The following is a 26929-nucleotide window of genomic DNA, read 5'->3' as shown; positions in this document are numbered from 1 at the left end:
TATTCAAACAATCTTTTATATCAGTATCTTTAAATTTTTTGAATAAGGCTTTTACCTTCTCATTAAGATTATTATCAAACTAAAAATTTCTTTCTTCTTATTAGTCTAGATTAGGAATTTGAGAGGTTGTTTCACTATAAAATATTGATACATCATTACTACTTTCAATATTTTTAAACTTAAAAGAATAAGATTCTAAAAGCCTAAATCTTGTTGATTAAAAAAGTTATTAGGAATTACTCTTTGAATAATTGAATTAGGTTCGACATAAGTTACTTCATTAAAACCATTGGAAATATGATTCCAATATATTGATGTATATAAATTTTTATAAGTATAGGCTATTTCAATATTATCAGTAAGGTAAGAATTCAAAAATGGATTCCCTTCAGAATAATTATAAGAAGTGCTATAAAATCTAAATGGATTTAAGTCACCATAACTAGGTCTGTCAATTCTTCTGTTATAATTAACAGATAAAGATTTATAGCTATTAAAGGTGTAGTTTAAAAATATGTAAGGGAATAAATTAAAATAGTTCCTTTTATTTGTTTGATCTAATGTTTTTGAATAACCTTTTGTGATAGTATTTTCTCCACGCAATCCTATTTGAGCTTCTAGTTTCTCGAAAAAGGTCTTATTAATTGAAAAGTATAAGGCTTGAATACTTTCATCATATATAAATGAATTACTTCGGTTAATATGTATTATGTAACTTTCATTGCTATAATTAATTCCAGTTGCTAGTTGATTATTTTTATCATTTATTACTGCCACGAGAAAGGATTCGCGCGAGCAATGTCGAATTTATATTCCCGACTCATTGGATTTTAGGCAAACAAAAACCACAAGCTTTCTACTGATTGTGGTTCTTAATTTGGTAAGGGTACGGGCTTGAAACACGCACTAGCCTAAGATTACTTAATGCTCGGACTATCAAGGGGATATTAAAGGAGCTCTTAAAAAAGTGTTCTCGATGTAATACAAAAAGCCCTCAGATTTGAGGACTTTCACTTTGTAATAAAGGCTTTAACCCTTCATCATAAATAAACTCGGCAAAACTATTCTTATATTTTTCAATTTTAAGACTATCAGTTAATATGTACACAGCAGGATTTTCATTACTCTCAGCACAATCAAAAAAATAAAATATATAACCTTGCCATTGACCAAAAAAATAATAACTATCCTTAATTGAAGGCTTATCACATTCATGTTTTCTATCATCAAAATTCACCATTGCAATAGCATCGCTTTTATTATCCATTAGCGATGGATATGTCATATAGTAGCTCCCAAACAAATTATCACAACTTTCTCCAAATTTTAATAGATATTCCTTGTATGCTATTGGTAATACTAAGTGAAAGTGAATCTCAATTTCGTTAATTTTATTACTTTCAACTCCTCTTGAATTACCTATCTCAAGACTGTGTTCATTCAAAAATGATAAATATTGCATATAATCTTAATAATTTAATTTGGGACTAGTTACTACTTTGATATTGACATTTGGGAACATATCACTAAACTGTTGAAATATAGCTGAGCATGAAGGACAAGGACATAAATCACTTGTAACTTTTATCTCTCCTGTGACTTCTGGATATCTTTTCCCTTTAACAGCACCCTTTTGTTTAGCAAAATACTCTAATCCGATTAATTCAGTATCAAGATGTCTTGTGACAATAGTTGGTTCAAATACTCTTTCACCATTTTTTACCTTTATAATAAATTCCTCAGGAATAAATTGACCGCTATTTGCCATTTGACTATTGTAACCTTCGCCACTTGCTATTATTTTTTTTTGCCCATCAAACTCAATAGTCGCTAAATTTCTTTTACTACCAATGCCGTAAGTAGATTTAGTTTCTGAAGTGAAAGTGTGCCAACTATCATCAACAAGCTCCACTGTAACTTTAGGATTGTTCTTGCAAAGGTTTCTGAAGCCTTGAAAATCTCCTTGATTTAAAATACTTGCAAATAGGTCATCAACCTTCCCTCCGTTAACATTTTTCCATTTGCTATATCCCCCAGCATTTTTTATAGCCTGATAATTATCTTCTACTTCTTTTAAAACTTTCGCATTAGTTTTTTCTAATGATTTCTCTTCTAAAAGCAAGTGCCAAGCATCAAAAACTTTATCAGGATCATCAGCCTTTGAAGCATAATCTCGCAACTCTTTTGAGGCATACAAATCATTTTCAAAAAGACTTTTTACTGTTTCACATTGAGTAAAGCCATAAAAAGAATTTAAGAAAACAAATAATAATATAATATTTTTTAAATATTTCATTTTAAAATTCTCCTTTTATTTTTTTCATAATATTTTCAGGTAATTCAGGGTTTTCCCAAATTCCATGAATATAGGTTACATCTTCCCCTCTCGCATCTTCTCCTGCACTACGTGGTTGATAATCAAATTGCCAACGTTTTGACTTAATAATAATGTATTCCTTTTCTAAATTTGACAGCACCCATGATAAATATACAATTGAAAATCTATCATCATTTGAAATTTTAGCGAGTTTATATCCTGAAGATTCTCTTTTAATAATTTCAAAACTGAAAATATTAGACAGATAAACTAACTCTTCTTCTGTAAAATTTAATTTCAAATTCCCACTAGGATTAAACGTTAATAACTTAGATCTTTGCTTTTTTGCATTCTCATACAAAGAATAATTATCAATAAATATTTCTGGTCTAATCAATTCCTGTTTTATAGTACAAAACCCTCTAATTTGGTTTTCAACAGAGGAATGTGCATCATTTGTTTGAATACAATAAAATTCTTCAATTTTTTTCATTAATTAATTCAAGTTGCTAGTTTAAAAGAGGAAAAAAAGAAAAGCAAAGGTTAAGTAAATTTGTTTTGCGAACCAATAAACAAAACCGACGCTTAGTAAAGACAAAATTATATCATTTTTTTGTTTAATAGATGATATTTTACATGGAATTGACCATAAAGAAGACATTAGAAGACGTGTTAGTGATAGTGAAATTATTTTAGCAGCAATTTTATCATCAACAAGTTTTTATGGTAATCATTGTTCAGCTATTAGGTTTGTCAAACAATATGGATTTATCCCAGAAATGGTGGATGCGAGTAGATTTAATAGACGATTACACAAAATAGCGAATTTGCTTTATGAGTTATTTGAGATTGTAAGTTTCTATTTTAAAGAATTTTGTTGTGAAATGCAGTATATCATTGATTCATTTCCTGTTCCAGTATGCAATAATATGAGAATTATGAACTGTAAAATTCTAAAGGAAGAAAAATATAGAGGCTATACAGCAAGTATGGGAAACTATTTTTATGGTATTAAAGTGCAATTGCTTACTACAAAAGATGGGATTCCAATAGCTTTTCATTTTACACCTAGAAAAACTGGAGATGCCAAAGCAATAGGAAAAATGATTGACAAGTTACCTGTAAAAGCTTCATTATACGGCGATAGCGCTTATACCGACTATGCTATAGAAGATATTGCCTTAGAAAGAAAATGTATTTCATTGAAAATTTAACGTAAATCAAATGCTAAAAGAATAGATACTTTGGAACAGAAAAATGAAAAACTTAAAATGAGAAAAAGAATAGAAACAACAATAAGGGATATTAAAAAAATGTTCTCTAGAACCATACATGCTGTAACATTGGAAGGATTTTTAATAAAGCTAACATTATTTGTCTTTGGACTTCAATTAAACAAAATAATCAACTAGCAACTTGAATTAATTAATTAAATCCTCTCCTGAAAACTGAACTAATTTATCGTTAACTAAAATAGCTACATTACTTCTTCCTACTATAGTAATAGTATTATTGTTAATCCTTACACTCGGTGTTACCTTAAGTGCGTCAGTAGCATCCCCTCCTGTCGCAGTTATACTATTCTCAACATTAAAAACAACTCTATCTACTTTACGGTCAATCAATTTCTTTTTAGCTTTGATTACTACCTCCTCCAGTTGTCTAGAATCTTCTACTTTTAAAACTTCCAAATTTATAGACCTAGTAAATGAAAATTTCTTTTCTACTAGTGTATTATTTAACTACTTCACTTTTAAACTGTAGTATCCACTTACAAGTTTGATTTTAAAAAAACCTTCTTCATTCGTCAAAGTAGTGCCTACAGCTTTACTATCAAGATTGAGCATAATCACTTCTGCTAGTTGAACTGGTGAATTATTTTTATCAATAATCCTCCCTTTAATTTCAATTTGAGCAAATAATGTAACAGGAAACAATGTAAGTAGAAGAAATAATTTTATTTTTTGCATGACTCTATATTAACTACATCTTATTTACTTCAATACTTATATCACCTAACAAGAGATTTCCTTCTACGACAATTTTTCTCTTGAAAATTGTTTTACTATTTTGTTGAATCTTTAAAGTATAATTTCCTTTCTTTTCAATCAATTCAAACTCACCTAGATCATTTGAATAGACTTTTTTGGAAGAAGTCGTTGATGTTAATTCAATTTTTAAGGATGGTAAAGGTTGATTATTTTTATCAATAATTCTTCCTTTTATTACATACCAACTTTCTTTAGAAATTCATATTTTTTCTTGAGATATATTCTCAATGTTGTTTAGATCAAGAGTTCCTATATTTACATTTTCATTCAAGATTAGCTTTTTCTTCAATAAAACCTTTTCATCTTTTACAACTTCTAAATCAAACTTTCCTTTCTGTTCTGTTATTGCAAAGAAACCATCTTCATTTGTGTAGGTATTTTTTAATGACGTATTATCTGAAGCTGTTAGATAAACTTCTGTCATTTGAAGAGGGACATTATTTTTATCTACAATTTTTCCTGAAATTTCAATTTGTGCTACTGATATGGTTGGTAATATTGCTAGTATTAAATTTTGTTTGATTGTTTTCATTAGTTTATTTATTTTGTAGAGATAAAGTTGAAATTAAAATATAATTTTGTTCATGATTATCTAAAATTAATACATAAATCTTAGATACTTGTCTATTTCATTTATTAATTTTAAAAATATACTATTTTAATCCTAAAAGGTATTCTTTAGAAGCTCAAAGCTAGTTAGGCAGTTGCCACTGTTTTATCCCCCATTTTAAAAATTTCCATGCGCTCCGTAGGAGTAAGCCCTTGCAAAAAAGGAGCTAATAACCTTTTGCATTCTTTCAGTTTAGTTTGCACTTCGTCTAAAACACTTTGTGGTATTTCAAGACTGATTTGATTTTTTGTCCCCATAGTTTATATTTGTTTTTGATTATCCCCTACCCAATCAACAAACAATGCTGAAAAAAGATTAAAAGGCTTTCTTGCTTTTATATCTTTGCTTAAAATTGCGATGCAAAGTAATGGGAGGAGATTGGGTTGTGCAAATGCAAGTGTTATCAATTTATAAATTGAAAAAAAATTAAACTTATAAAGATTTGTATTTCAGATGTTTAAAAAAAATATAATTATATTATCTTTTTTTCTGTTTGTTCATACATTACAATCAAAAAGTATAAATACGGATCCGTCACATAATGAAAAGACCGATATAACTATTGATTTGAATATTCTCTTTGATAAATATTATATTTTAAGTTCTGATAGAAAACAACAATTAATGATTGCTAATAGATACCTGACTTTAGCAAAAAAAAGCAAAGCCCCTAAATACCTTATTACAGGTTATACTCTTATTGCCAATAGTCTTGATTTTAAAAAAGGAAAAATTTTTATAGATAGCTTAAATACAATAGAATGTAAAAATGATGAAAATTGTACACTTTTAAAATTAAGTAATCGAGGTGCTTTTTTTTATCAAAACAGATATTATAGAGAGGCTCTAGATGAATATATAAAGGCGAATGATTATTTTAGAAAACTAAAATTAGAAACAACTGATTTACATATAGGTATTAAGGATGCCATTGCCAGAATAAAAAATATTCAAGGAAGAACAAATGAAGCATTAAAAATTTATCTCGAAAACGAAAAATATCTGAAGAAAACTATAGGTACTTCAAATGAAAATTTATATACCGATTGTCTTTTTTCGATCACCGAATGTTACAATAAACTTCAATTAACTATTAAAAATAAAAAAATAATAGCAAAAGGACTAGCACTTACAAAAAGTAATAATGACCGCAATAGTTATAATTATTTTGTTTTTGCACAAGCAAAAAACAACTATAATTTAAAACAATATAGAGAAGCGTTGACGCAATTTTACACTATCCTTCCTGTATTTTTAAAAAATGACGATTATATTAATTATGCAGAATGCTGCTTTTATATTGGGAAAATAAATGAATTCAGCAATAATAAAAAATTAGCAATAAATTATTACATAAAAGTAGATTCGATATTAAATCAAAAAAAATATGCTTATTCCGGACTGAAAAACATTTACCCAATACTTATAAAATATTTTGAAAAAAATAGAAACTTCAATACATCCTATTATTTTAGTAAACAACTTATTAAAGCTGATAGTATATTACAAAGAAATTATGAGTACATAGTTGATAAAACTCATACAAAATTTGATATTCCAGAAATGGAGGAGAAAAAAGAAAAAGAATTTTCTAAAATTAAAATCAGTCTTACAACTATTATTATATGTATACTTTTCATTACATCTGTATTAGCATATATTTTCAATGAACATAGAAAAAAGAAAAAAACGCAACTTATAGAACAATATCGTAAATTTCAAAAATTACTATCCGAAAAGGAAACGCTTGAAAATAAGCTCGATTCTTTGGAACATTTAAAAGTTGCGAATGTTGAAAAAAATAAAAGAAGTGAAACAATTTTAGAATTGAAAGATAAGTCTTTACTAGACGAACTACTTATTAAAAATCTATTAGAAGGACTTAGCCTATTTGAAGAAAATCACTTCTACACTAACCCAGAATGCTCCCTTGATTCATTAGCGAATGATTTAAAAACTAATACAACATATCTTTCTCATGTTATAAATAAATATAAGAAGACAAACTTTTCGAATTATATTCACGATTTACGAATTAATTACTTTATTCAATTATTAAAAAAAGACAAAAAATTCCAAAATTATTCCATACAGGCTTTAGCTCAAGAAATAGGCTATAAAAACCATTCCACTTTTACTAGAATTTTCAATACCAAAGCAGGGATGACACCCTCAATGTACATAAAAGCTTACAAAGAAGATAAATTGCTTGATAATTTATAAATTGAATATATTAATACTTTGAAAGAATATAGACTTAACAGAACTTTGTAAAAAATAAAAGTTTTATTACAATGAAAAACAAAAAAAGAAATCAAAGAATTTAAATTTCAAAGCATTAATCAATGTTGAGAAATAAGTAATTAGTGGAGGAACAAACACCTTATATACCGATAGTGATGGAGGAAGACATGAAAAACCAATTATTGCTATTAGTAGACCACGTTAAAACGAACCCGACTTTATGTGTCGGGTTGTCTGTAACTCTCAACCAATCTAAAATTGAGCTAATTTTTTTAAACCAAATATTCCAATGCTTGTTAATTCTTTAAAGGTATATTTTTCTGTTATCTTTATTTGTCTAAATAGTACTATTATCAATGGACAAGAAACTAAAAATTCTATCAATACACCCATATTTGATGTTAACAACTGGCAGCATCTTGATTTAGAAGCAAACGGAATTATGGGGATTAGCCTAGATAAAACTTATAGTAAAATCTTAAAAAAAAGTAAAGCAACTCCTATTATAGTTGCTGTTATTGATAGCTACATTGATAGTTCAAATCCTGATATTATACATCAAATTTGGAAAAATACCAAAGAAATTCCTAACAATGGCATTGATGATGATGATAACGGGTATATTGATGACATACAAGGTTGGAATTTCATGGGAAATAGAAAAGGTGATTGTGTAGCTTATCTAAATACTGATTCACAAAGAAGATTAAAACTTTTATATGCAAAATATAAAGATAGTGTCTCTATAAAAAAAAATAAAAACGATTCCATTCGTTACTCCAAAGCCCTAGCTTCGCAAAAAAATCAAATCGCTGAACATAAACAAATAGTGAATGCTCAAGATTACTATAGTACTGCCTATCCAGCTGCAATGAAAAGAATACAAGAATTTTTTCCTAATGGAAATTACACTCTTAAAGAAATAGACAGCTTATCAGTAATATATAAAGATTCTAAAGATACTGCAATACAGGATGATTTATATTTTATAAAAAACATTAAAGCTTATAATCTAGACGTTAGCTATTTTAAAAAATTTGCCATTAAAGCAGACTATTTAAAAAATACATTACTCAATCCTAATTACAACGATCGTAAAATAATAGGTGATAATGAAAACGATATAAATGATCATAATTACGGTAATCCTTTTACTTGGAAACTTCCAGAACTCTACGCACACAATACTTATATGACAGGTGTTATTGCAGGTAACAGAAATAATACTTTAGGAGCAAAAGGTATAATGGATACCAAAATTAAAATAATACCCATAACAATAATGCCGGATGAAGGATCGATGACAGACAAAGACTTGCATTATGCTATAAAATATGCCGTTGATAATGGAGCAAAGGTAATAAATATGAGTTTTGGTAAATTACACCCTATATATCCAGAATGGATAAAACAAGCAATTATATATGCTGCAAAGAAAGATGTCCTTTTAGTGGTATCCGCAGGTAATGATCGTAAAAATATAGATTTACTCGCACAATATCCTAATGATTATGATTTTGAAAACTTTATAAAAGGGAAAGAATACGTAAAAAATCTTATTGTAGTAGCTGGAAACACACCACATGCTAATCAAAATTTAGTATATGAGTCTAGTAATTATGGTAAAAGAAATGTAGATGTTTTTGCTCCAGCATCTGAAATAAAAACCATTGAAGTATTCTCTGGAGAACATATCGGAGAAGGTACTTCTTATTCAGCTGCTATAACCTCAGGTCTTGCTGCATTAATTCGATCGCATTACCCAAAACTTACTGCAGAGGTAGTGAAAAAGATTATCATGGACTCTGCTATTAAACTTGATCTTATGGTTCAAGTTCCTGGTGAAAAAGAAGGCGTTTTGAAACCCTTCAGTGAATTATCTAAATCTGGCGGCGTGGTAAATGCCTATAATGCTATGCTAATGGCTAAGGAGAAAAATAAGAGAATAAAACAGTCAAATGTTTTTAAAAAAAATTAATACTCCCCATAGTACATTATCTAAAAATGGTTACTAATTTTTGGCTTAGAAGCGGTGATAGTAGTTCTGCCAATAATTTTGTTGGTTTTTTAGAAGATACAATGTCTAATTTTGGAACTAAAAAAGTAGGTTTAGTTCGATTGGATAGCGGATTTTTTCAAAAAGATATTTTGGATTATTTAGAACAAAAAGCACTTAATTACATTGTTGCTGTACGCTTTACACACCCTATTCAAAACCTTATTAACAAGCAAGATTTATGGATAAGTGTAATTATTGGGATAAAAACAGAAGAATTATAATTGTTAGACAAAAAATCTCAAAGCCTCCAAATACTACAGGAAGAACATTAAGCTTATTCCCAGAAGATGAAATACATAGAAATTACAGATACTCGTCAGGTCAAATAGTGGCTATTAGATCTAAAATTTTAAAATTGTGGGGATATTTGGAAAACAAAAAACCCTAACTCCTTTGTTTAGAAGGGTTAGGGTGTTAAACCTGCGGAGAAAGAGGGATTCGAACCCCCGGACCTGTTACAGTCAACAGTTTTCAAGACTGCCGCATTCGACCACTCTGCCATTTCTCCAGTAAAACTCGCTATACTTCTGTATTGCGAGTGCAAATATAAGATAGTTTTTTATTTATACAAACTTTTATTTTAAAAAAATATATAAATTTTTAATATTTTACATATTCTATTATTTCCAATCCATAACCTATCATTCCTACTCGTTTTCCTACTTCTGTATTAGATACTAAACGAATTTTTGTTATATCTATATCATGAAGGATTTGAGCTCCTATCCCATAGTCTTTACTATCAATTACTATTTTAGGTGCTTTCATTTCTCCTTGTTGTTGTAATTCTTTTAATTCTGTAATACGATTTAAAAGACTTATTGTTTGTATATCTTGGTTAATAAAAATAACAGCTCCTTTACCTTGTTCATTAATAACTCGGAACATATCATCTAATTGTTTATCAACATTATTTGTCAATGTTCCTAATAGATCATTATTAACTTGAGATGAATTAATTCTGGTTAGAACAGCTTCTCCTGAATTCCAATTTCCTTTCGTTAAGGCAATATGAATTTGCTTATTAGTAATTTGTTCGTAAGCTCTTAAGCGGAAAATGCCAAATCGAGTTTGTATATCAAAATCTTCCTTTTTTACAATCAAACTATCATGTTGCATTCTGTAAGCCACCAAATCCTCTATAGAAACTAATTTTAAATTAAATTTTTGAGCTACTTCTACTAGTTGAGGTAATCTAGCCATAGTACCATCTTCATTCATAATTTCAACAATAACGCCAGCAGGTTTTAAACCCGCTAAACGAGCAAAATCTATGGCTGCTTCTGTATGTCCTGTACGACGTAAGACACCTCCTTTTTTTGCTATTAAAGGAAAAATATGACCTGGACGGGCTAAATCAAAAGGCTTCGTATCAGGATTTACTAATGCTTGAACTGTTTTAGCTCTATCAGAAGCTGATATACCTGTAGTAACGCCATGTCCTTTTAAGTCTACAGAAACAGTAAAAGCCGTTTCCATGTGATCTGTATTATTCGTTACCATGGGATTAAGTCCTAATTCTTTGCAACGTGTTTCTGTTAGTGGTGCGCAAATAAGTCCTCTACCATAGGTAGCCATGAAATTTACCATTTCAGGTGTAATCTTTTCGGCTGCGGCAAGAAAATCGCCTTCGTTTTCTCTATCTTCATCATCAACGACAATAATTACTTTTCCTTGGCGAATATCTTCTATTGCTTCTTCAATGGTATTTAATTTAATGGTTTGTGTTTCCATTTTTATTTTTTTTGAGTTGTGTTAGTTTTGTATATATAATCTTAAATGGTTCTGTAATAAAATCAAAATTAACGTCTCCGTTATCATTAACTGCTTTTTTAGTTAAATAAATAGCTAAAGGAGTTAATATTAGAGAAGCTAGAGAAGCTCCTAAAAAAACGGGTATTTGGGATTCTTGTGCCATTTTTTTACTAAATGTATTCATAAAATGAAACGAAATAAAAATAAGCATAGCAAATACAATAGGTAATCCTAATCCTCCTTTACGAATAATGGCTCCTAATGGTGCCCCTATAAAAAACATAAGTATACAGGCATAACTAAAAGTAAACTTTTCAAAAATGGCATTTAAATAACCATTTATTTCTTTTTCTTTTGAGAGCATTGCAAATTCATACATCTCTAAATTACTTTTAGTACTTATTAAATCACTTTCAGCTACATTTAATACATTAATTTTAGATGAATTATTTTTAACAATGCGTAATAAATCTGTTTTCTTTGTGTTCTTAATTTTTAATGTATCTACATTATAATCATTTGTAATTCCAAGACGTTGATAATTATTATCTGCAAGTGCAATGAGTTCTTTATTATAATTAGCTCTTAAGGAATCTGCCGTATATTTTAAATCATTAATTTTAAGCATTGCATCAGAATTTTTTAATTCATCTTTCAAGGCTTCATTAGTATTTAGTTTAGATAAATCAATATTGATTGTATACTTTTTAAAAAAAACTTTTACGAAGGGTAGCTTCCGGCGTTGCTCATAATCAACAGGACTAACGTCCTCATAATAGTAGCCTTCTTTTAAGATTAATTGTAGCAAATCATTAGACTCTGATGATAACAAAAGACCTTCTTTTGATTTGATTACTGTTTTTGCTCCTTCTCCTTGATTTGACTTTTTATGTATCGTAACGTTTTTAAGTTTTTCTCCTTTTTCTCCTTCCTTTTTTTCGACTTTTATATTAAATTCTCCTATATCACAAAATTGACCTTCAGCAATAGCTAATGCTGGCTTTACTTGTGCTAAATTTCGTCTAAAATTGGTAAACTTATATTCTGAATAAGGTATAACATTATTAGCAAAAAAGAAAGCTATTATACTTAAACCAAAAATGAATACTAATAAAATTTTTAAACTTCTAAAGAAGGAAACGCCTGCTGATTTCATAGCAGCAAATTCATAATGTTCTGCTAAATCCCCAAATGTCATAATAGAAGCCAACAATACTGTTAAAGGTATTACCATAGGCATCAGCTTAGGGGTTGCAAAAATTAAAAACTTGGTTATCATAAAAAAATCAAGGTCTTTACCTGCTAATTCAGATATAAATAACCAAACAGTTTGTAAAATAAATATAAAAAACAAGATTACAAATACGGAAGTAAATGTAATCAAGAAGGACTTAAGTAAATATCGGTCTAGGATTTTCATTCGTAAGATTAATCCAGGTTATTGATGTAATAATTGGGGTATTTTGCTTTCACAAAGGTAAAATAGTTTTTAGGTAAAGCTCCATTTGTTTTTAGAGAATTAACTGTTAACGTTACTTTTGTTCCATTTTTATTTAAAGTAATCGTATTATAAATTAGTTGAGTTGCTATATCAACTCCCACTAAAATTTGTTTACGATCATCTTTAGATCCTATTGGTGTCAACTTTATATATTGAATTTTTTTACCTTTAATACTTTGATTTATGTCCCAATTATATTTAAAACCATTATTAAAGAAGGTCAACATTTTTGCTGGAGTATCTGCTTCTTCTTCATTTCTCACTTTTGCAATTGAAACTTCTTCATCTTCTTTTGATATTGTATATACTTTTGCTCCATCACAAATTTTAGTAACGCCCATAAAATTCAAAAGATATTTATTGTCAGACAAGGTAACATTTCCTTTACTATCTTGATTAATTCCTTCTTTAGCGTTTTGTAAATTATATTTAAAATCTACTTGAATAGTTTTAAAAGACTTAACCTTTGCCGCCACTTTATCTAATAAAGCTTTTGCTTTTGCATCATTTTGGGCTTGTAAATTAATAGAAGTTAAGGCTAATAATAATACAATTATTCTTTTCATTTTATTTAATTATTTTTTTCATTATTTAAAAAATGTTCAAGAGCAACCAAATCAGGTATATTTACAGTACGCGCTTTACTTCCTTCGAAAGGACCTACTATACCGGCCGCTTCTAACTGATCTATTAGTCGACCTGCACGATTATATCCTAATTTTAATTTTCGTTGAATTAGAGAAGCTGAACCTTGCTGAGCTGTAACGATTACCTCTGCTGCATCTCTAAAAAGAGAATCTCGTTCTGAAATATCAATATCAAGACTTGTCCCTCCCCCATCTTCACCTACAAATTCAGGAAGCAAATAAGCATTAGGATAAGCTTTTTGAGCCCCTATAAATTCTGTAATCTTTTCTACTTCTGGGGTATCTACAAAGGCACATTGTACACGCACTAAATCATTACCATTGGTATATAATAAGTCTCCTCTACCTATTAATTGATCAGCACCTTGTTGATCTAAAATGGTTCTAGAATCTATCTTAGATGTAACTCTAAAAGCAATACGCGCAGGGAAATTAGCCTTAATAATACCTGTAATCACGTTTACTGAAGGACGCTGTGTTGCTATTATTAAATGAATTCCAATTGCTCTGGCTAATTGTGCCAAACGGGCAATAGGTGTTTCAACCTCTTTACCTGCTGTCATGATTAAATCAGCAAACTCATCTACTACTAGCACAATATAAGGTAAAAAGCGATGTCCTAACTCTGGATTTAATTTTCTTTGTTTGAATTTTTCGTTGTATTCCTTAATATTACGTACCATCGCATCTTTTAATAAAGAATAACGATTATCCATTTCTACACACAATGAATTCAGCGTGGTTATTACTTTTGAATTATCGGTTATAATAGCATCTTCTGTATCTGGTAATTTTGCTAAATAATGCCTTTCTATTTTATTAAAAAGGGTTAATTCTACTTTTTTAGGATCAACTAACACAAATTTAACTTCAGCTGGATGTTTCTTATATAATAAAGAAGTAAGTACAGCATTTAATCCTACTGATTTACCTTGTCCCGTTGCCCCCGCCATTAATAAGTGAGGCATTTTAGCTAAATCAACCACAAATGTTTCATTAGAAATAGTTTTCCCTAGAGCAATTGGCAACTCCATTTCTGCTTCTTGAAATTTTGCTGATGCTATAACACCTTTCATAGGTACTAAGGTTGGATTTTTATTAGGCACTTCAATACCAATGGTTCCTTTACCTGGCATCGGAGCTATAATACGAATTCCTAATGCTGCCAACGAAAGTGCAATATCATCTTCTAAACTTTTTATTTTAGATATGCGAACACCTGCTTCTGGCACTATCTCATACAATGTTACAGAAGGTCCAACAGTAGCCTTTATTTGAGCAATATCAATCTTGTAGTTACGAAGTGTTTCTACAATACGATTTTTATTTTCTTCTAGTTCTTCTTGATTAATTGTAATACCTCCCGAACCATATTCCTTTAATAAATCTATAGTTGGAAATTTATAGTTGGAAAGATCTAATGTGGGGTCAAATTCGCCAAAATGAGCCACTAAACGCTCTGCTAGATTTTCTTCAATAATATCTTCTTCTTCTACTTTTTGAATTACTAATTCATCTGAATTATGTTCTAATTCGCTTAATGGTTTAGAAGTAGGATTAAGATCTAAAGTCAATTCAGAAGAATTTTCTATAGTAGGTTTTAAAATTTCTTTATTCTTTTCAAACTGGGAAGGAATTGTTTTTAATACAATACCTTCTAACTCCTCATCATCGTAATCTTCTTCTAATATTTCAGTTAGAGCTTTAGTATTTTTTTCTTTCTCTTTTAATAGAGGTTGAACTTCTTCTTCTTGAACGGCAAATTCCTCTAAATTATAAACTGTTGTACTTTCTTTAGATAATGGATTTTTAAAATCTTCTTTTAATTCAGTTTTTGTTTTCTCAAAAGCTGCTTTAATAGCTTCTGGCGATATTTTTATCTTAAAAATAAGATAAATAACTATTCCAAAAAGTAAGGTAAGTAAAGTACCTGCTTTTCCTAAATAATCTTGTAAAAAAGAATTCATTTCAAATCCTATGACCCCTCCTAATTCAGGAAGAGAAGTACTAAAAAATCCAAAAAGAATAGAAAGAATTATAATGACAAAAATATCCCAAAACCACGTTTTCTTTAATTTAGAAACTGCTAAATCAAGTACTAAGTAAGATCCTGTTAAAAACAACAATCTTACAAAGAAAAATGCGGCAACACCAAACCCTTGGTAGACAAAAAAATGAGCTAAAAATACGCCTAATTTCCCTAACCAGTTTTGAACTTGTGATTCTCTATTACCAAATTCATTAATTTCACTTTGATCCAGTTTACCATTAACAAAATAGGAAATAAAGGAAATTGCTAATGCAATAGAAAACAATATAAGTAAAATTCCAAATGTTATTTTTTGTTGACGGCTTACTCCAAATCGTCTTTGTGAATTTTCAGATTCTACTTCGGCAGATGTATTTTCTTTCTTTTTTGATTTAGCCATTATATTTTTAAAAAATAGGTCGATTTATAACAATTAGACTTATACTATTTTAGGCAAATAGATAAAACTTCCTATAACAAAGGCGGTCATAGCTGCAAAAAAAACAGCACCAGCAGCAATATCTTTTATGAATCCAATTTTTTCATGAAAATCGGGATGTACAAAATCAGCTAATTTCTCAACCGCTGTATTCAAGCCTTCAACACTTAAAACTAATCCAAAAGCAAATATTTGAAACATCCACTCTTCTCGAGTAATTTCAAAATAATATCCTGCTAATGACATTAATACAGCTAATAAAGATTGCACCATTACGCTATGCTCTGTCGTAATTAATTTAAATGCTCCTTTAGCAGCAAATCGTATACTTTTTAATCGACCTGTAAATAACGTTTCGTCTTTTTCAAATTTCATTATAAAGAAGCTAAAGCAGATTCATAATTAGGTTCTTGGGCAATTTCCGCAACTTGCTCTGTATATTTTATAATTCCGTTTTCATCTAATACAATTACACAACGAGAATGTAAACCTGCTAACGGTCCTTCTACTATAGTCAATCCATAATCAGCACCAAAACTACCTGTTTTAAAATCCGATAAATTAATAACATTTTCCAATCCTTCTGCTCCACAAAAACGAGTTTGTGCAAATGGTAAATCTCTAGAAATACACAACACTTTTGTGTTTTCTAATTTTGATGCCGTTTCATTAAATTTTCGAACAGAAGCAGCACAAATTCCTGTATCTATACTAGGAAAAATATTTAATACTATTTTTTGTCCTTTAAAATCCTCTAATTTTTTAATAGATAAATCAGTTGCTACTAATTCAAAAGAATTAGCCTTTGATCCTACTACAGGCAATTCTCCAACTGTATTTATTGTATTTCCTTTAAATGTTATTTGTGCCATAATTTCATTTTTTAAAGCTCCAAAAATAAGGATATTTTTCAAATATTTTTTCTTAATAAAAACGTAAATATTGAGAATTAATATATAAATCTTATTTTGTATAGAAAACAAAAATATGGAAGCCTCAAAATCAGCCTCTTCAATTATTTATATAATGAATTAAATAGTACTTCCAGCTCTAAAAATATTCTATTTGATCTATTACCAAAATGTTTCATAAAGCCCATTAATTATGTAAACATGAATTAAACTCAAATTCCCTTATACTTCATGTTGAAAATAGAAAGGCAAAAAAAATACATGAAAATTTTTCTTGCGAATTTGGGAGTCAAAAACTATAACTTAACACGTAATTTACCACTTCGACTAAAGTATGAGAAGTCAAATTATCAATATTATGTAATTTCTCTTGTTGTACAAATAGCAAGATTACGAACTTTTAAGAAAACCTAATTGAAAGAGAAAAAGAGTATTTTTTTTAGATTCAAAATCTTTTTTATTTGTGATAAATCGCTAACGTATAATCAGCGTTTCAGTAAGTATTCCTTATTAATCATCAAAATAGTTTTCTATTTTTCTTCTCAAATTCCGGTAAGCATTTGAATTTATTCATTTTTTACAATAAAAACTAATTCGGAATTTTGGTTAAACCCAGATTACACATTAGACCCGAGCGTAGCGAATAGACGAAGTAAATCTATTCCACTTTATTTTTCTTCAAATTCAAGCACGTACTCAAATTTTAATCATCAAAATAGTTCACTATTTCTTCTTCTAAAATTTTCCGTGAGCACTTGAATTTATTGAAAAATTTTGTTTCACAACGAAGTCTAATGCGGAATCTGGATTAAAACAGCACTTATTTTAATTATTTTTTGTTAAAATTTATCTTATTAGAAATCTTTTAAATAAAAGTTATTATTTTTATTTTTCCTTATTATTAGGTTATTATTAAAATTATGGATAAGAAAGCACATTGGGAGCATGTTTTTTCAACAAAAAAAGAAGATGAAGTTAGTTGGTATCAAAAAAATCCAGAATCCTCTATATATTTTATTGAAAAACTGAACTTACCTAAAGATGCTAAAATAATAGATGTAGGCGGGGGAGATAGTTATTTAATAGACCATCTTTTAAATTTAGGTTATATCCATTTATATTTACTCGATATTTCAAAAAATGCTATTGAACGGATACAAAAAAGACTAGGAAAAGATTCTCGAAAGGTTAATTTCATAACCCATGATGTCATAGATTTTGTTTCAGAAGAAAAGTTTGATGTATGGCATGATAGAGCTTCTTTTCATTTTTTTACAAATCCAGTGGATATAGATCTTTATAAAAAAATAGCGGCTGGAAGTATTAAAGAAAACGGAAATCTTATTATAGGGACATTTTCAAAAAAAGGCCCTATAAAATGCAGTGGACTCCCCGTAAATCAATACTCTAGCACTACATTAAAGGCGGTTTTTTATCCTGATTTCGAAATGATTGAAGATCAAGAAATAGAACACAAAACGCCATTCAACACAATTCAAAATTTTATATTTTGTTCTTTTAAAAGAAATTCTGACACTAATAAATCTATTGAAAAATCTTGAAAAAAGAAGAATATCTCTTTCTTTTTCTAGTTGTTGAAAATTAAATAAAAAGGTTTTATTAATTTTCTATTCATTTATAAAAAAATTGTCTTTTTCTCTTCATTAAAAAAGAGGAAGATTCAAATCAGATCTGGGAGAAAAAATTTCTTTCCCTTTTTCTCTGCATAGCTCTTTTATTTTATCACAAGAGTCTATTGCGTAAATTTTTATGAGTTTAAAATATCTTTAAATAAAATAAATTAAGATAAGAGGGTGTTCTAAAAGTAAAATATTAAACCCAAATTTCGCATTTTCTCTAACTTTAAATATTTTTTTACTTTTAGAATACCTCTTATTACTTATTTATCAATAGATCCTAGCACGCGTTTCATAAATTCATTTAATGCTACTTTCTTTTCTTTTCCTTCTTTAATTAGCTTTTGAACTTCTAAAGCACCATAAAGATTAGAAATTAGTTCTCCAATAACATCTATCTCCTCATCTTTTAGAGATTCTAATTCTGTAAGATTTTCTAATACAGCAATTGTTTCTACTAAATAATCGCTATCATTTTCTTCTATAAATTGAGTTAGGTGCTTTATAACAGGTAATTTCATAATCTATAATTTAATTAAAGTATTTCACTAACTAAGTCACTTAATACCTCTGCTTTATTGGTTTGTGTCTCTTTAACTAATTTCCCATTAACAAAAGTTGCAAATGTAGGTAAATTAGAAACGTTAGCTAATTTTCTAGACTCAGGTGAATTTTCAGCATCTATTATTACAAAAGTAAGACTTTCATTTTCTGTAGATAACTTTTTAAATTTTGGTTTCATGATTCTACAATTACCACACCATGAGGCAGAAAATTGTACTACTACTTTGTCATTTTCATTAATTACATTTTGTAATGTATCTTCGTTTAATTCTATTAACATATTTATATAAATTGGAACAGTAATGCCAATACTTTTTAATAAGATATTGTCATTAATTTTTGTTTCGTGGTTATTATTTTAGATAAGGAAATTTACTTAATAATATCAATATATCATTAAGATTTATCAAGATTTTTAAAAAAGTTGCAATAACAATAGCAATATCTAATTATTTTATAAGACATTGCCATTGATTATTGCATTATTGGGAGAATTACTGATTAGTTTTGACTTAAGTAAGCTGCTGTACTTAATCTATCTGCGTTCATTGCTTCTTTACCTTCTTCCCAGTTTGCAGGACAAACCTCTCCTTTTGTTTGAACGTGTGTATAAGCATCTACTAAACGTAAATATTCTGTTACATTTCTTCCTAATGGCATATCATTTACACTCTCATGAAAAATTTTACCCGTTTCATCAATCAAATAAGTAGCACGGAAAGTTACATTCGAACCATCTAATAAAATATCATCAGATTCTTCATCGTATACTTCTTCTGCATCTAAAATACCTAATGCTTTTGATAAATTACGAGTAGTATCAGCTAATAGTGGATACGTAACACCTTCAATACCACCATTATTTTTAGGTGTATTTAACCACGCAAAATGAACTTCATTTGTATCGCAAGAAGCGCCTATTACAACTGTATTTCTTTTCTCAAATTCTGGCAAAGCAGCCTGAAAAGCATGTAATTCCGTTGGGCAAACAAATGTAAAATCTTTTGGATACCAAAATAATAATACTTTTTTGTTATTTTTTGTAGCTTCTTCAAGAATATTAATTCTTAAATTATCTCCCATTTCTGAAATTGCATCTACTGTAATATTTGGAAATTTTTTTCCTACTAAAGCCATAATATATAAGTGTTAAATTTATTGTTTCTGGTTGCAAATTTAGAAATACAATCTTTCCTTCTCACGCTCCTATACTATTAATTTTCTATTCAAATATAAATATTCTTTATAGCATAAAAAGATATTTACAATCTTTAAAATGAAGCAATAGTATTATAGATATTATTTATTAAACAAATAAAATTAATAAACAAAACCACTTTAGATTTGCCAGTGAAATAAGATTAAAAAACACACAAAAAAACTATTATAAATACTATATATAGTATTAAAAATAAATAATATAAAATGTTTTATATAAAGTTATAGTACAAATAGTATTTCTAAAATATTTAAAAAAAACACTAAAGTTTAATAAATAAAAAACAATTAAAATGAGTCATAATCAACAAAACAAAATGACATCAGTATCAGGAAGACCTATAGCTGATAATCAGAACTCTTTAACTGCTGGCAAAAGAGGGCCAATGCTTTTACAAGATATTTGGTTTTTAGAAAAGTTAGCGCACTTTGATAGAGAAGTAATCCCTGAGAGACGTATGCACGCAAAAGGTTCTGCTGCTTTTGGAACTTTTACCGTTACCCATGATATCACGAAATACACAAAAGCTAAAATATTTTCTGAAATTGGTAAAAAAACGGATTTATTCCTAAGATTTTCAACAGTAGCTGGAGAACGAGGTGCAGCTGATGCAGAAAGAGATATTCGCGGTTTTGCTGTAAAATTTTATACAGAAGAAGGAAACTGGGATTTAGTTGGAAATAATACCCCTGTATTTTTTATTCGCGATCCTTATAAATTCCCTGACTTAAACAAAGCAGTGAAAAGAGATCCTGGAACTAACTTGAGAAGTGCTAATAACAACTGGGATTACTGGACTTTATTACCTGAATCTTTACATCAAATTACCATGACAATGAGCGAACGTGGTATTCCAAAAAGTTACCGTCACATGAATGGTTATGGTAGTCATACTTTTAGCTTTATAAATGCTAATAACGAACGTTTTTGGGTAAAATTTCATTTTAAAACAGCTCAGGGAATTGAATGTTTAACTGATCAAGAATCCGAAGTAATAATCGGTAAGGATAGAGAAAGTCATCAAAGAGATTTATACAATAATATAAAAGAAGGGAATTTCCCTAAATGGCATCTAAAAGTACAAATAATGCCTGAAGAAGATGCTAAAAATTATCCTTTTAATCCTTTTGATTTAACAAAAGTTTGGCCTCATAATGACTATCCTCTGATAGACGTTGGAGTATTAGAATTAAACAAAAATCCTGAAAATTATTTTGCAGACGTAGAACAGTCAGCTTTTAATCCAGCAAATATTGTACCAGGTATCGGTTTTTCTCCTGATAGAATGCTACAAGGCAGATTATTTTCTTACGGTGATACACAACGTTATAGATTGGGGGTCAATCATTATCAAATCCCTGTAAATGCTCCTAGATGTCCATTTCATAATCATCACAAAGATGGTGCTATGCGTATTGACGGTAACGGGGGAAACTCCGTACACTATGAACCTAATAGTTATGGAAAATGGCAAGAACAAAAAGAATATAGAGAACCTGCTTTAGCACTAGAAGGAGCTGTTGATCATTGGGACTTTAGAGAGGATGACAATGATTATTACACACAACCAGGTAATCTGTTTCGAATCATGACTCCTGAACAACAACAAGTATTATTTGAAAATACGGCACGTTCTGTAGGCGGAGCAGAAAAATTTATACAAGAGCGTCATATTATTAATTGTTACAAAGCAGACCCTAATTATGGTAAAGGAGTTGCAGTGGCTTTAGGTATTAGCTTAACCGATTTAGATTTAATATAAATATTTAAATAGTAATGAGAAAATCATTTTTAACCTGTGCATCACTTATAATCTCTATAAGTGCATTTGCCCAAACTCCACTTACAACCAGTGCTGGAGCTCCTGTAAATGGAGATTTACAGTCCTTAACTTTAGGTCCAAATGGCCCTGTTTTATTAGAAGATGTTCATTTAATTGAAAAACTACAACATTTTAGCAGAGAAAGAATCCCAGAACGTGTTATGCACCCAAGAGGTACTGGTGCTCAAGGTTATTTTATTTTAACCAAAAACATAAGTGATCTTACAAAAGCTAAAATTTTTACTGAAGTAGATAAAAAAACACCTGTTCTAGTCCGTTTTTCAAGTGTTATACACTCTAAAGGATCTCCAGAAACAGCAAGAGATCCAAGAGGGTTTGCTGTAAAATTTTATACCGAAGAAGGTAACTGGGATTTGGTTGGAAATCATATACCTACATTCTTTATAAGAGATGCTATTAAATTTCCTGATTTTACACATGCTAATAAACCATCTCCAATTACTGATCTTCAGGATGAAAACAGAATTTTTGATTACTTTTCAAAAACACCCGAAGCTACTCAAACATTAACTTGGTTAATGTCTGATAATGGGACTCCTAAATCGTATAGAGAAATGGATGGTTTTGGAGTAAATACTTTCAAATTTATCAATGATAAAGGAGATATTTCTTGGGTTAAATTTCATTTCAAATCATTACAAGGAATCAAAAATTTAACAGCAGAAGAAGTCGTTCAGGTACAAGGTAAAGATTTTAGTCACATGACTAGAGATTTGTATGATAATATTGCTGCTGGCAATTATCCTAAATGGGATTTGTATGTACAAATAATTCCTAACAAAGACATTAATAAATATGACTTTAATATTTTTGATGATACTAAACAATGGTTTAATGTAGAAGAAACAAAAGTAGGTACTCTTGTTCTAGATCGTATACCAGCTAACTTCTTCCAATACACTGAAAGCGCAGCCTTTGCTCCTTCTAGAGTCGTACCTGGAATTGGTTTTTCTCCTGATAAAATGCTTCAGGGTCGAAATTTTTCTTATGCTGATGCGCAAATGTATAGATTGGGCAAAAACCACCAATTATTACCTGCTAACAGACCTTTGGTAAAAGTAAATAATTACCATATAGATGGAGCTATGAATTTTGAAGAAAGAACAGGAGATACAAACTACTTCCCTAGTCATAATAATCCTACTTATACAGAATTCAAAGCAGATGATAAAAGACTATTGGATGGTTACATGGTACGCGAAGAAATAAAAGATTCTAAAGACTTTTATCAAGCAGGTATCTTATACCGTGGTTATTCTAAACAAGAAAAAGATAACTTAATCAAAAACTGGACTAACAATTTAAGTAAAGTTAAAGATAAAAAGATTCAGGCTACTATTGTTAGCTTTTTATATAAAGCTGATCAAGAATACGGAACAAGAGTTGGTAATGCTCTAGGTTTATCTAAAGATAGTTATAATAAATAAATTCTATTAACACGTTAGAATGCTATAATATTAGTTTTAATCATCTGGTATCTATAGCATTCTTTCTTAAAATTAAAATTATGTACACAAAAAGATTTTATATATTTATTTTAGTATTAAACGTTTTTTTTGTTTCCTACGCGCAAAACCCTAACGCACAACAAGAACTTGAAAAATCATTTTTTTATGGAGCTAGAACCTCTAACATAGAAATATTGAATGAATTTATTAAAACAGGTATAAATGTAAACTATCAGGGAGAAAATGGTTATACCGCAATTATGATTGCAGCATATAATGGGCAAAAAAAAGCCGTTGAATTTTTACATTCTAAAGGAGCTGATTTATGTATAAAAGATAAAAGAAACAATACTGCTTTAATGGGAGCTATTGTAGCTGGTGAAGATGATATTGCTAAATTTATAATAAGCAACGAAAAATGTGATGAAGAAACAAATAAAAGAACCCTTGAATATGCACAACGTTTTGGAAGAACTGAAATAATTAAATTTTTATCTACAAAAAATATAAAATAAGTACATTTCCTTTTATTATAATGTATTTAAATTACTGTTAAATAGATATTCCCCTTTTTAATTCAACAACAACTCTTTTTCATTAATTTAATCTTCTCACAACACCATTAGTCATCAATGCAATTAATTCTAAAAGTTGATAATATACAAGATCAGCCATAAACAATTTTGAGATATTGATTAAATAATAAATCTTAAAACACGTTTTTATTTACAATTTCATTATTATATCGAATTTAATCTAAAAATATCTCAAAAACGTTAAAAATGTAAGTTATCTTTGTTTATAATTTTTAACACAAAGAATCATATTTTAAAAAATGAAAAGAAAAATTTTTTTATCCGTTTTCAGCTCTTTATTTTCACTTTTTTCATTAGCTCAAGAAACGGTTTCAGAACGTTATACAGCACACAATAAAGGAAAATTTTATATTTATTGGGGTGGAAATCGTGAAACTTTTAGTAATTCTGATATTACTTTTAAAGGAAATGATTATAACTTCACTGTTTATGATGTACCCGCTCATGACAAACCTAAAGGATGGCATATAGATTATATAAATCCTCTTAGAATGACCATCCCACAAACAAACTTCCGATTAGGATATTTTATCAACGATCATTATAATATTTCCTTGGGATTAGATCACATGAAATATGTCATGTATCAAGATAAGGTCGTAAACTATAGTGGTAATTACCCAAACAGAGGCTTATATGGTGAAAATAGAAATGAATTAGGTCAACCAATTAATTCAAATCAAATAAATTTAACTGAAGATTTTTTAACCTTTGAGCATACTGATGGGCTTAATTACATTAATGCTGAAATCAGCCGAGTAGATGATTTAACTAAATACATCATGCCAACTCTAAACACAGATAAAGTACAATTAAACTTAACGGAAGGAATTGGAGGCGGTGTGCTGTTACCTAAAACAAATACTAAGCTTTTTCATAAGGAACGTTATGACGAATTTCATTTAGCAGGTTATGGATTAGCAGCTAAAGCTGGTTTAAATTTAACTTTCTTAAAACATTTTTTTGTTCAAGGAGAGCTTAAAGGAGGCTATATCAATATGCCTGATATTCGCACCTCTTATGATTCGGCTGATAGAGCAAGTCAACATTTTTGGTTTTTACAACGTATTATTGCTTTTGGTGTTACTTATAAATTATAATTATTATATTTTTTACTAAAACTGCTCAAAATACACTGCCCCCAAAAAGTTAGATACTATTTGGGGGCAGTGTAAAAAAAGGGCAGTTTTTTAATTCTTAAAGTATAGTTTTTTAATTCTAGATTACACGGTAGACTTTCTTAGGTTACATTTTAAAAGCTATGTCTTACTCATTTTATGTGATCCCTCCTAGCGTCGGGATGAAAATTTAGCTTTTATCTTTCTCTTTCTTCTGTTGAAATAAATTTATAAATATTCAAAGAACTTACCTAGACAAACATAGTATGACAAGAATCCGAATCATTTTTTAGAATAAATGAATCAGCGTTCTGTATGTCACTTCTACTAAAGAAGGAGTCGCATAATCTAGGTTAAACCCTAATTACGCATTAGAAAAAACAAATCTCATAACTTACTGACTTAAAAGAAATTACATTTTTAGTGATTCTGTTTTTTAATTTTGTTAAGTACTGATAATCACTAAAATGTTTTTTTAAAATATCTAACGTTTAATCAGGGATTATGCTTTTGCCTCCTTATTTCCTTTTAAAATTTTCTATAAATAGATAGTTTAAATCATTAAGTTATACTATTTAAATTTTGAATTTACTGGGATATTACTTACCTTTAGGCATGCCAAAGAAAATCCAAATAGCAATAAAAGAAGATGTTGATTTTTTAGATAAATTACTAGTAAAGACATCTGGATCTTTGAAAAAAGACAGAATAAAGACTTTGATTCTAATTAAGAAAGGAAAATATGTTTTTTATAGTTCCATTGCTAAAAAATTAGGGAGAACCGAGAAGACTGTACGAGGTTGGGCACAGGAGTATCTGAAAAGCGGTATTTCTGAAATGTTAAGTGTTAGAAGTGGAGGAAATAATACAAAGAAAATATCTGAGAAAATGGCCAATGCTATTGAGCAGAAATTGAATGATCCAAAAACAACAATAACATCGTATGTTGAATTGTTGAAGATTCTCGAAAAAGAGCTTAACGAATCGGTTAATTATGGTGCTTTATATGCTCATTGCAAACGCAAGCATCAATCAAAATTGAAAGTTGCAAGAAAATCCCACTATAAAAAGGATGAAAACGCAGAGGCGTTTTTTAAAAAACCTTGAAAACAAATTTGAAGAGTGTAGAATTATTCTTAATAAAAATAACTTTGAATCTGTAAACCTCTATTTTCAGGATGAAAGTCGTTTCGGTTTGATTACAAAACAGAAAAGAGTTATTACCGCAAAAGGAATAAAAGCCATCGGTACTTATAAACATAGCTATCTTTATAATTGGCTCTGGGGAAGTTTTTCCCCCATAACAGGTGAGAGTTTTTGTATGACAACACAAAGTGTTTGCAAAGAATTATTTGTAAAATATCTGGAAGATTTCAGCAATCACAAGCCAACAGAGTTAAAGATTATGATAATTGATAATGCCGCATTTCATTCCACAAAGGATGTGATAATTCCTGACAATATATTTCTTTTGCCAATTCCACCATATTGCCCAGAACTTAACCCTGCTGAGAAAATGTGGCAATGGATGAAAGATAAAATTGCAATGAAAATTTATGATACTTTAGACGACTTAAACCAAAAAATGGAAGAATTGATTAAAATATCTGATGATAAAACAATTAAATCAATAACAGGCTATCCGTTTTACATGAATGCTTTTTACAGTGTTTTCAAAGTTTAAACGGTATTATAAGCTTTGCAATGAAAATATAAAGAACAAAAAGACAGACTCCTTTTTTACAGCATTGAAGTAACAAAATAAATACTGCGTCATTCTATCTTTCAGACATTCACATTGCATACACAGCTACCTATCCATAAGTGAATTATAAAATAAAAGCAATGAGAAAGTGTCCTAAAAGGTCACAATCTTGTCATTTCGACCATAAGGAGATCCGAGAGCTTTACTCGAATAGACGAAGCAAATCACAATATACT

At 29.1% G+C, this 26929-nt stretch carries 29 protein-coding genes and 1 tRNA gene; 11 read left to right on the top strand and 19 right to left on the bottom strand.

What is annotated here, in order from left to right; all coding sequences use genetic code 11:
* Positions 1-195: 195 nt before the first annotated feature.
* The 4 genes from NAB20_RS11050 to NAB20_RS11035 form a co-directional block, all read right to left on the bottom strand.
* Positions 196-777: an outer membrane beta-barrel family protein gene (locus NAB20_RS11050; RefSeq protein WP_375605136.1), complete on the bottom strand. Its 582-nt coding sequence runs from the start codon at positions 775-777 to the stop codon at positions 196-198.
* 217 nt (positions 778-994) lie between these two features.
* On the bottom strand, positions 995-1444 hold the full coding sequence (locus tag NAB20_RS11045; protein ID WP_375605135.1) for an SMI1/KNR4 family protein: 450 nt from the start codon (positions 1442-1444) through the stop codon (positions 995-997).
* 24 nt (positions 1445-1468) lie between these two features.
* Positions 1469-2296, bottom strand: a complete 828-nt coding sequence (locus tag NAB20_RS11040; RefSeq protein ID WP_375605134.1) for a deaminase domain-containing protein — start codon at positions 2294-2296, stop codon at positions 1469-1471.
* A 1-nt stretch (position 2297) separates the two neighbouring features.
* Positions 2298-2810, bottom strand: a complete 513-nt coding sequence (locus NAB20_RS11035) for a hypothetical protein (protein WP_375605133.1) — start codon at positions 2808-2810, stop codon at positions 2298-2300.
* Between the two features lie 391 nt (positions 2811-3201).
* Here NAB20_RS11035 and NAB20_RS11030 point away from each other — a divergent pair, with 391 nt between their 5' ends.
* Positions 3202-3531: a transposase gene (locus NAB20_RS11030; protein ID WP_258929345.1), complete on the top strand. Its 330-nt coding sequence runs from the start codon at positions 3202-3204 to the stop codon at positions 3529-3531.
* 207 nt (positions 3532-3738) lie between these two features.
* Here NAB20_RS11030 and NAB20_RS11025 read toward each other — a convergent pair whose 3' ends face one another.
* The 5 genes from NAB20_RS11025 to NAB20_RS11005 form a co-directional block, all read right to left on the bottom strand.
* On the bottom strand, positions 3739-4008 hold the full coding sequence (locus NAB20_RS11025; RefSeq protein ID WP_235877920.1) for a hypothetical protein: 270 nt from the start codon (positions 4006-4008) through the stop codon (positions 3739-3741).
* Positions 4009-4059: 51 nt separating this feature from the next.
* Entirely contained in the window at positions 4060-4287 is a 228-nt protein-coding gene (locus tag NAB20_RS11020) for a carboxypeptidase-like regulatory domain-containing protein (protein WP_235877921.1), read from the bottom strand.
* 13 nt (positions 4288-4300) lie between these two features.
* A complete protein-coding gene (locus NAB20_RS11015) occupies positions 4301-4492 on the bottom strand; it encodes a hypothetical protein (protein WP_375605786.1) in 192 nt (63 codons plus the stop codon).
* A 75-nt stretch (positions 4493-4567) separates the two neighbouring features.
* Positions 4568-4900: a carboxypeptidase-like regulatory domain-containing protein gene (locus tag NAB20_RS11010; RefSeq protein WP_375605132.1), complete on the bottom strand. Its 333-nt coding sequence runs from the start codon at positions 4898-4900 to the stop codon at positions 4568-4570.
* A 164-nt stretch (positions 4901-5064) separates the two neighbouring features.
* Positions 5065-5235, bottom strand: coding sequence for a hypothetical protein (locus tag NAB20_RS11005; RefSeq protein WP_235877923.1), 171 nt, complete (start codon positions 5233-5235; stop codon positions 5065-5067).
* 196 nt (positions 5236-5431) lie between these two features.
* On the opposite strand from NAB20_RS11005, the gene NAB20_RS11000 reads away from it, so the two are divergent.
* The 3 genes from NAB20_RS11000 (at position 5432) to NAB20_RS10990 (ending at position 9502) form a co-directional block, all read left to right on the top strand.
* Positions 5432-7201, top strand: a complete 1770-nt coding sequence (locus NAB20_RS11000; protein ID WP_375605131.1) for a helix-turn-helix domain-containing protein — start codon at positions 5432-5434, stop codon at positions 7199-7201.
* 310 nt (positions 7202-7511) lie between these two features.
* Positions 7512-9200: a S8 family serine peptidase gene (locus NAB20_RS10995; protein WP_105196626.1), complete on the top strand. Its 1689-nt coding sequence runs from the start codon at positions 7512-7514 to the stop codon at positions 9198-9200.
* Between the two features lie 26 nt (positions 9201-9226).
* The gene (locus NAB20_RS10990; RefSeq protein WP_375605130.1) at positions 9227-9502 is read left to right on the top strand and encodes a hypothetical protein; all 276 of its coding nucleotides are present in this window, start codon (positions 9227-9229) and stop codon (positions 9500-9502) included.
* Between the two features lie 202 nt (positions 9503-9704).
* On the opposite strand, the gene NAB20_RS10985 is transcribed toward NAB20_RS10990, so the two are convergent.
* The 7 genes from NAB20_RS10985 to tpx form a co-directional block, all read right to left on the bottom strand.
* A tRNA-Ser gene (locus NAB20_RS10985) sits at positions 9705-9789 on the bottom strand.
* 92 nt (positions 9790-9881) lie between these two features.
* Positions 9882-11015 (bottom strand): 3,4-dihydroxy-2-butanone-4-phosphate synthase, encoded by a 1134-nt coding sequence (gene ribB, locus NAB20_RS10980; protein WP_375605129.1) that lies wholly within the window; start codon positions 11013-11015, stop codon positions 9882-9884.
* Positions 10996-12456, bottom strand: a complete 1461-nt coding sequence (locus tag NAB20_RS10975; RefSeq protein ID WP_105196623.1) for an LptF/LptG family permease — start codon at positions 12454-12456, stop codon at positions 10996-10998. The genes ribB and NAB20_RS10975 overlap by 20 nt, the downstream gene beginning before the upstream one ends.
* Positions 12457-12464: 8 nt before the next feature.
* On the bottom strand, positions 12465-13103 hold the full coding sequence (locus tag NAB20_RS10970) for an outer membrane lipoprotein carrier protein LolA (RefSeq protein ID WP_088391003.1): 639 nt from the start codon (positions 13101-13103) through the stop codon (positions 12465-12467).
* Between the two features lie 5 nt (positions 13104-13108).
* A complete protein-coding gene (locus NAB20_RS10965) occupies positions 13109-15613 on the bottom strand; it encodes a DNA translocase FtsK (protein ID WP_105196622.1) in 2505 nt (834 codons plus the stop codon).
* A gap of 39 nt (positions 15614-15652) precedes the next feature.
* Entirely contained in the window at positions 15653-16027 is a 375-nt protein-coding gene (locus tag NAB20_RS10960; RefSeq protein WP_375605128.1) for a diacylglycerol kinase family protein, read from the bottom strand.
* On the bottom strand, positions 16027-16524 hold the full coding sequence (tpx, locus tag NAB20_RS10955) for a thiol peroxidase (protein WP_088391025.1): 498 nt from the start codon (positions 16522-16524) through the stop codon (positions 16027-16029). Before tpx ends, NAB20_RS10960 begins: the two co-directional genes overlap by 1 nt.
* 959 nt (positions 16525-17483) lie before the next feature.
* Here tpx and NAB20_RS10950 point away from each other — a divergent pair.
* A complete protein-coding gene (locus NAB20_RS10950; protein WP_127823087.1) occupies positions 17484-18125 on the top strand; it encodes a class I SAM-dependent methyltransferase in 642 nt (213 codons plus the stop codon).
* Between the two features lie 338 nt (positions 18126-18463).
* Here the strand turns inward: NAB20_RS10950 and NAB20_RS10945 are convergent, their stop codons facing one another.
* The 3 genes from NAB20_RS10945 to NAB20_RS10935 all read right to left on the bottom strand — a co-directional run bounded on the left by NAB20_RS10945 (position 18464) and on the right by NAB20_RS10935 (position 19901).
* Complete coding sequence (locus NAB20_RS10945; protein WP_105196931.1) at positions 18464-18721, bottom strand: DUF6952 family protein; 258 nt, start codon at positions 18719-18721, stop codon at positions 18464-18466.
* A 14-nt stretch (positions 18722-18735) separates the two neighbouring features.
* Positions 18736-19044: a co-chaperone YbbN gene (locus tag NAB20_RS10940; RefSeq protein ID WP_088391013.1), complete on the bottom strand. Its 309-nt coding sequence runs from the start codon at positions 19042-19044 to the stop codon at positions 18736-18738.
* A gap of 221 nt (positions 19045-19265) precedes the next feature.
* Positions 19266-19901, bottom strand: a complete 636-nt coding sequence (locus NAB20_RS10935; RefSeq protein WP_088391015.1) for a peroxiredoxin — start codon at positions 19899-19901, stop codon at positions 19266-19268.
* Positions 19902-20275: 374 nt separating this feature from the next.
* Here NAB20_RS10935 and NAB20_RS10930 point away from each other — a divergent pair, with 374 nt between their 5' ends.
* The 6 genes from NAB20_RS10930 to NAB20_RS10905 all read left to right on the top strand — a co-directional run bounded on the left by NAB20_RS10930 (position 20276) and on the right by NAB20_RS10905 (position 26672).
* Complete coding sequence (locus NAB20_RS10930) at positions 20276-21745, top strand: catalase (protein ID WP_375605127.1); 1470 nt, start codon at positions 20276-20278, stop codon at positions 21743-21745.
* A 14-nt stretch (positions 21746-21759) separates the two neighbouring features.
* Entirely contained in the window at positions 21760-23253 is a 1494-nt protein-coding gene (locus tag NAB20_RS10925; protein WP_105196929.1) for a catalase, read from the top strand.
* An 80-nt stretch (positions 23254-23333) separates the two neighbouring features.
* The gene (locus tag NAB20_RS10920; protein ID WP_088391021.1) at positions 23334-23789 is read left to right on the top strand and encodes an ankyrin repeat domain-containing protein; all 456 of its coding nucleotides are present in this window, start codon (positions 23334-23336) and stop codon (positions 23787-23789) included.
* Between the two features lie 320 nt (positions 23790-24109).
* Entirely contained in the window at positions 24110-24970 is an 861-nt protein-coding gene (locus tag NAB20_RS10915) for a hypothetical protein (protein WP_088391023.1), read from the top strand.
* 600 nt (positions 24971-25570) lie between these two features.
* Positions 25571-26095: a transposase gene (locus NAB20_RS10910; RefSeq protein WP_375605126.1), complete on the top strand. Its 525-nt coding sequence runs from the start codon at positions 25571-25573 to the stop codon at positions 26093-26095.
* Positions 26061-26672 carry an IS630 family transposase gene (locus tag NAB20_RS10905; RefSeq protein ID WP_105196716.1) on the top strand — a complete coding sequence of 204 codons (612 nt, stop codon included), beginning with the start codon at positions 26061-26063 and terminating at the stop codon, positions 26670-26672. The genes NAB20_RS10910 and NAB20_RS10905 overlap by 35 nt, the downstream gene beginning before the upstream one ends.
* Positions 26673-26929 lie beyond the last annotated feature (257 nt).

Origin of the sequence: Flavobacterium davisii, assembly GCF_042182265.1 — a bacterium.
Classification (GTDB): domain Bacteria; phylum Bacteroidota; class Bacteroidia; order Flavobacteriales; family Flavobacteriaceae; genus Flavobacterium; species Flavobacterium davisii.
The sequence above is the reverse complement of the archived record's forward strand: the minus strand, read 5'-3'. Positions and strand labels throughout refer to the sequence as shown.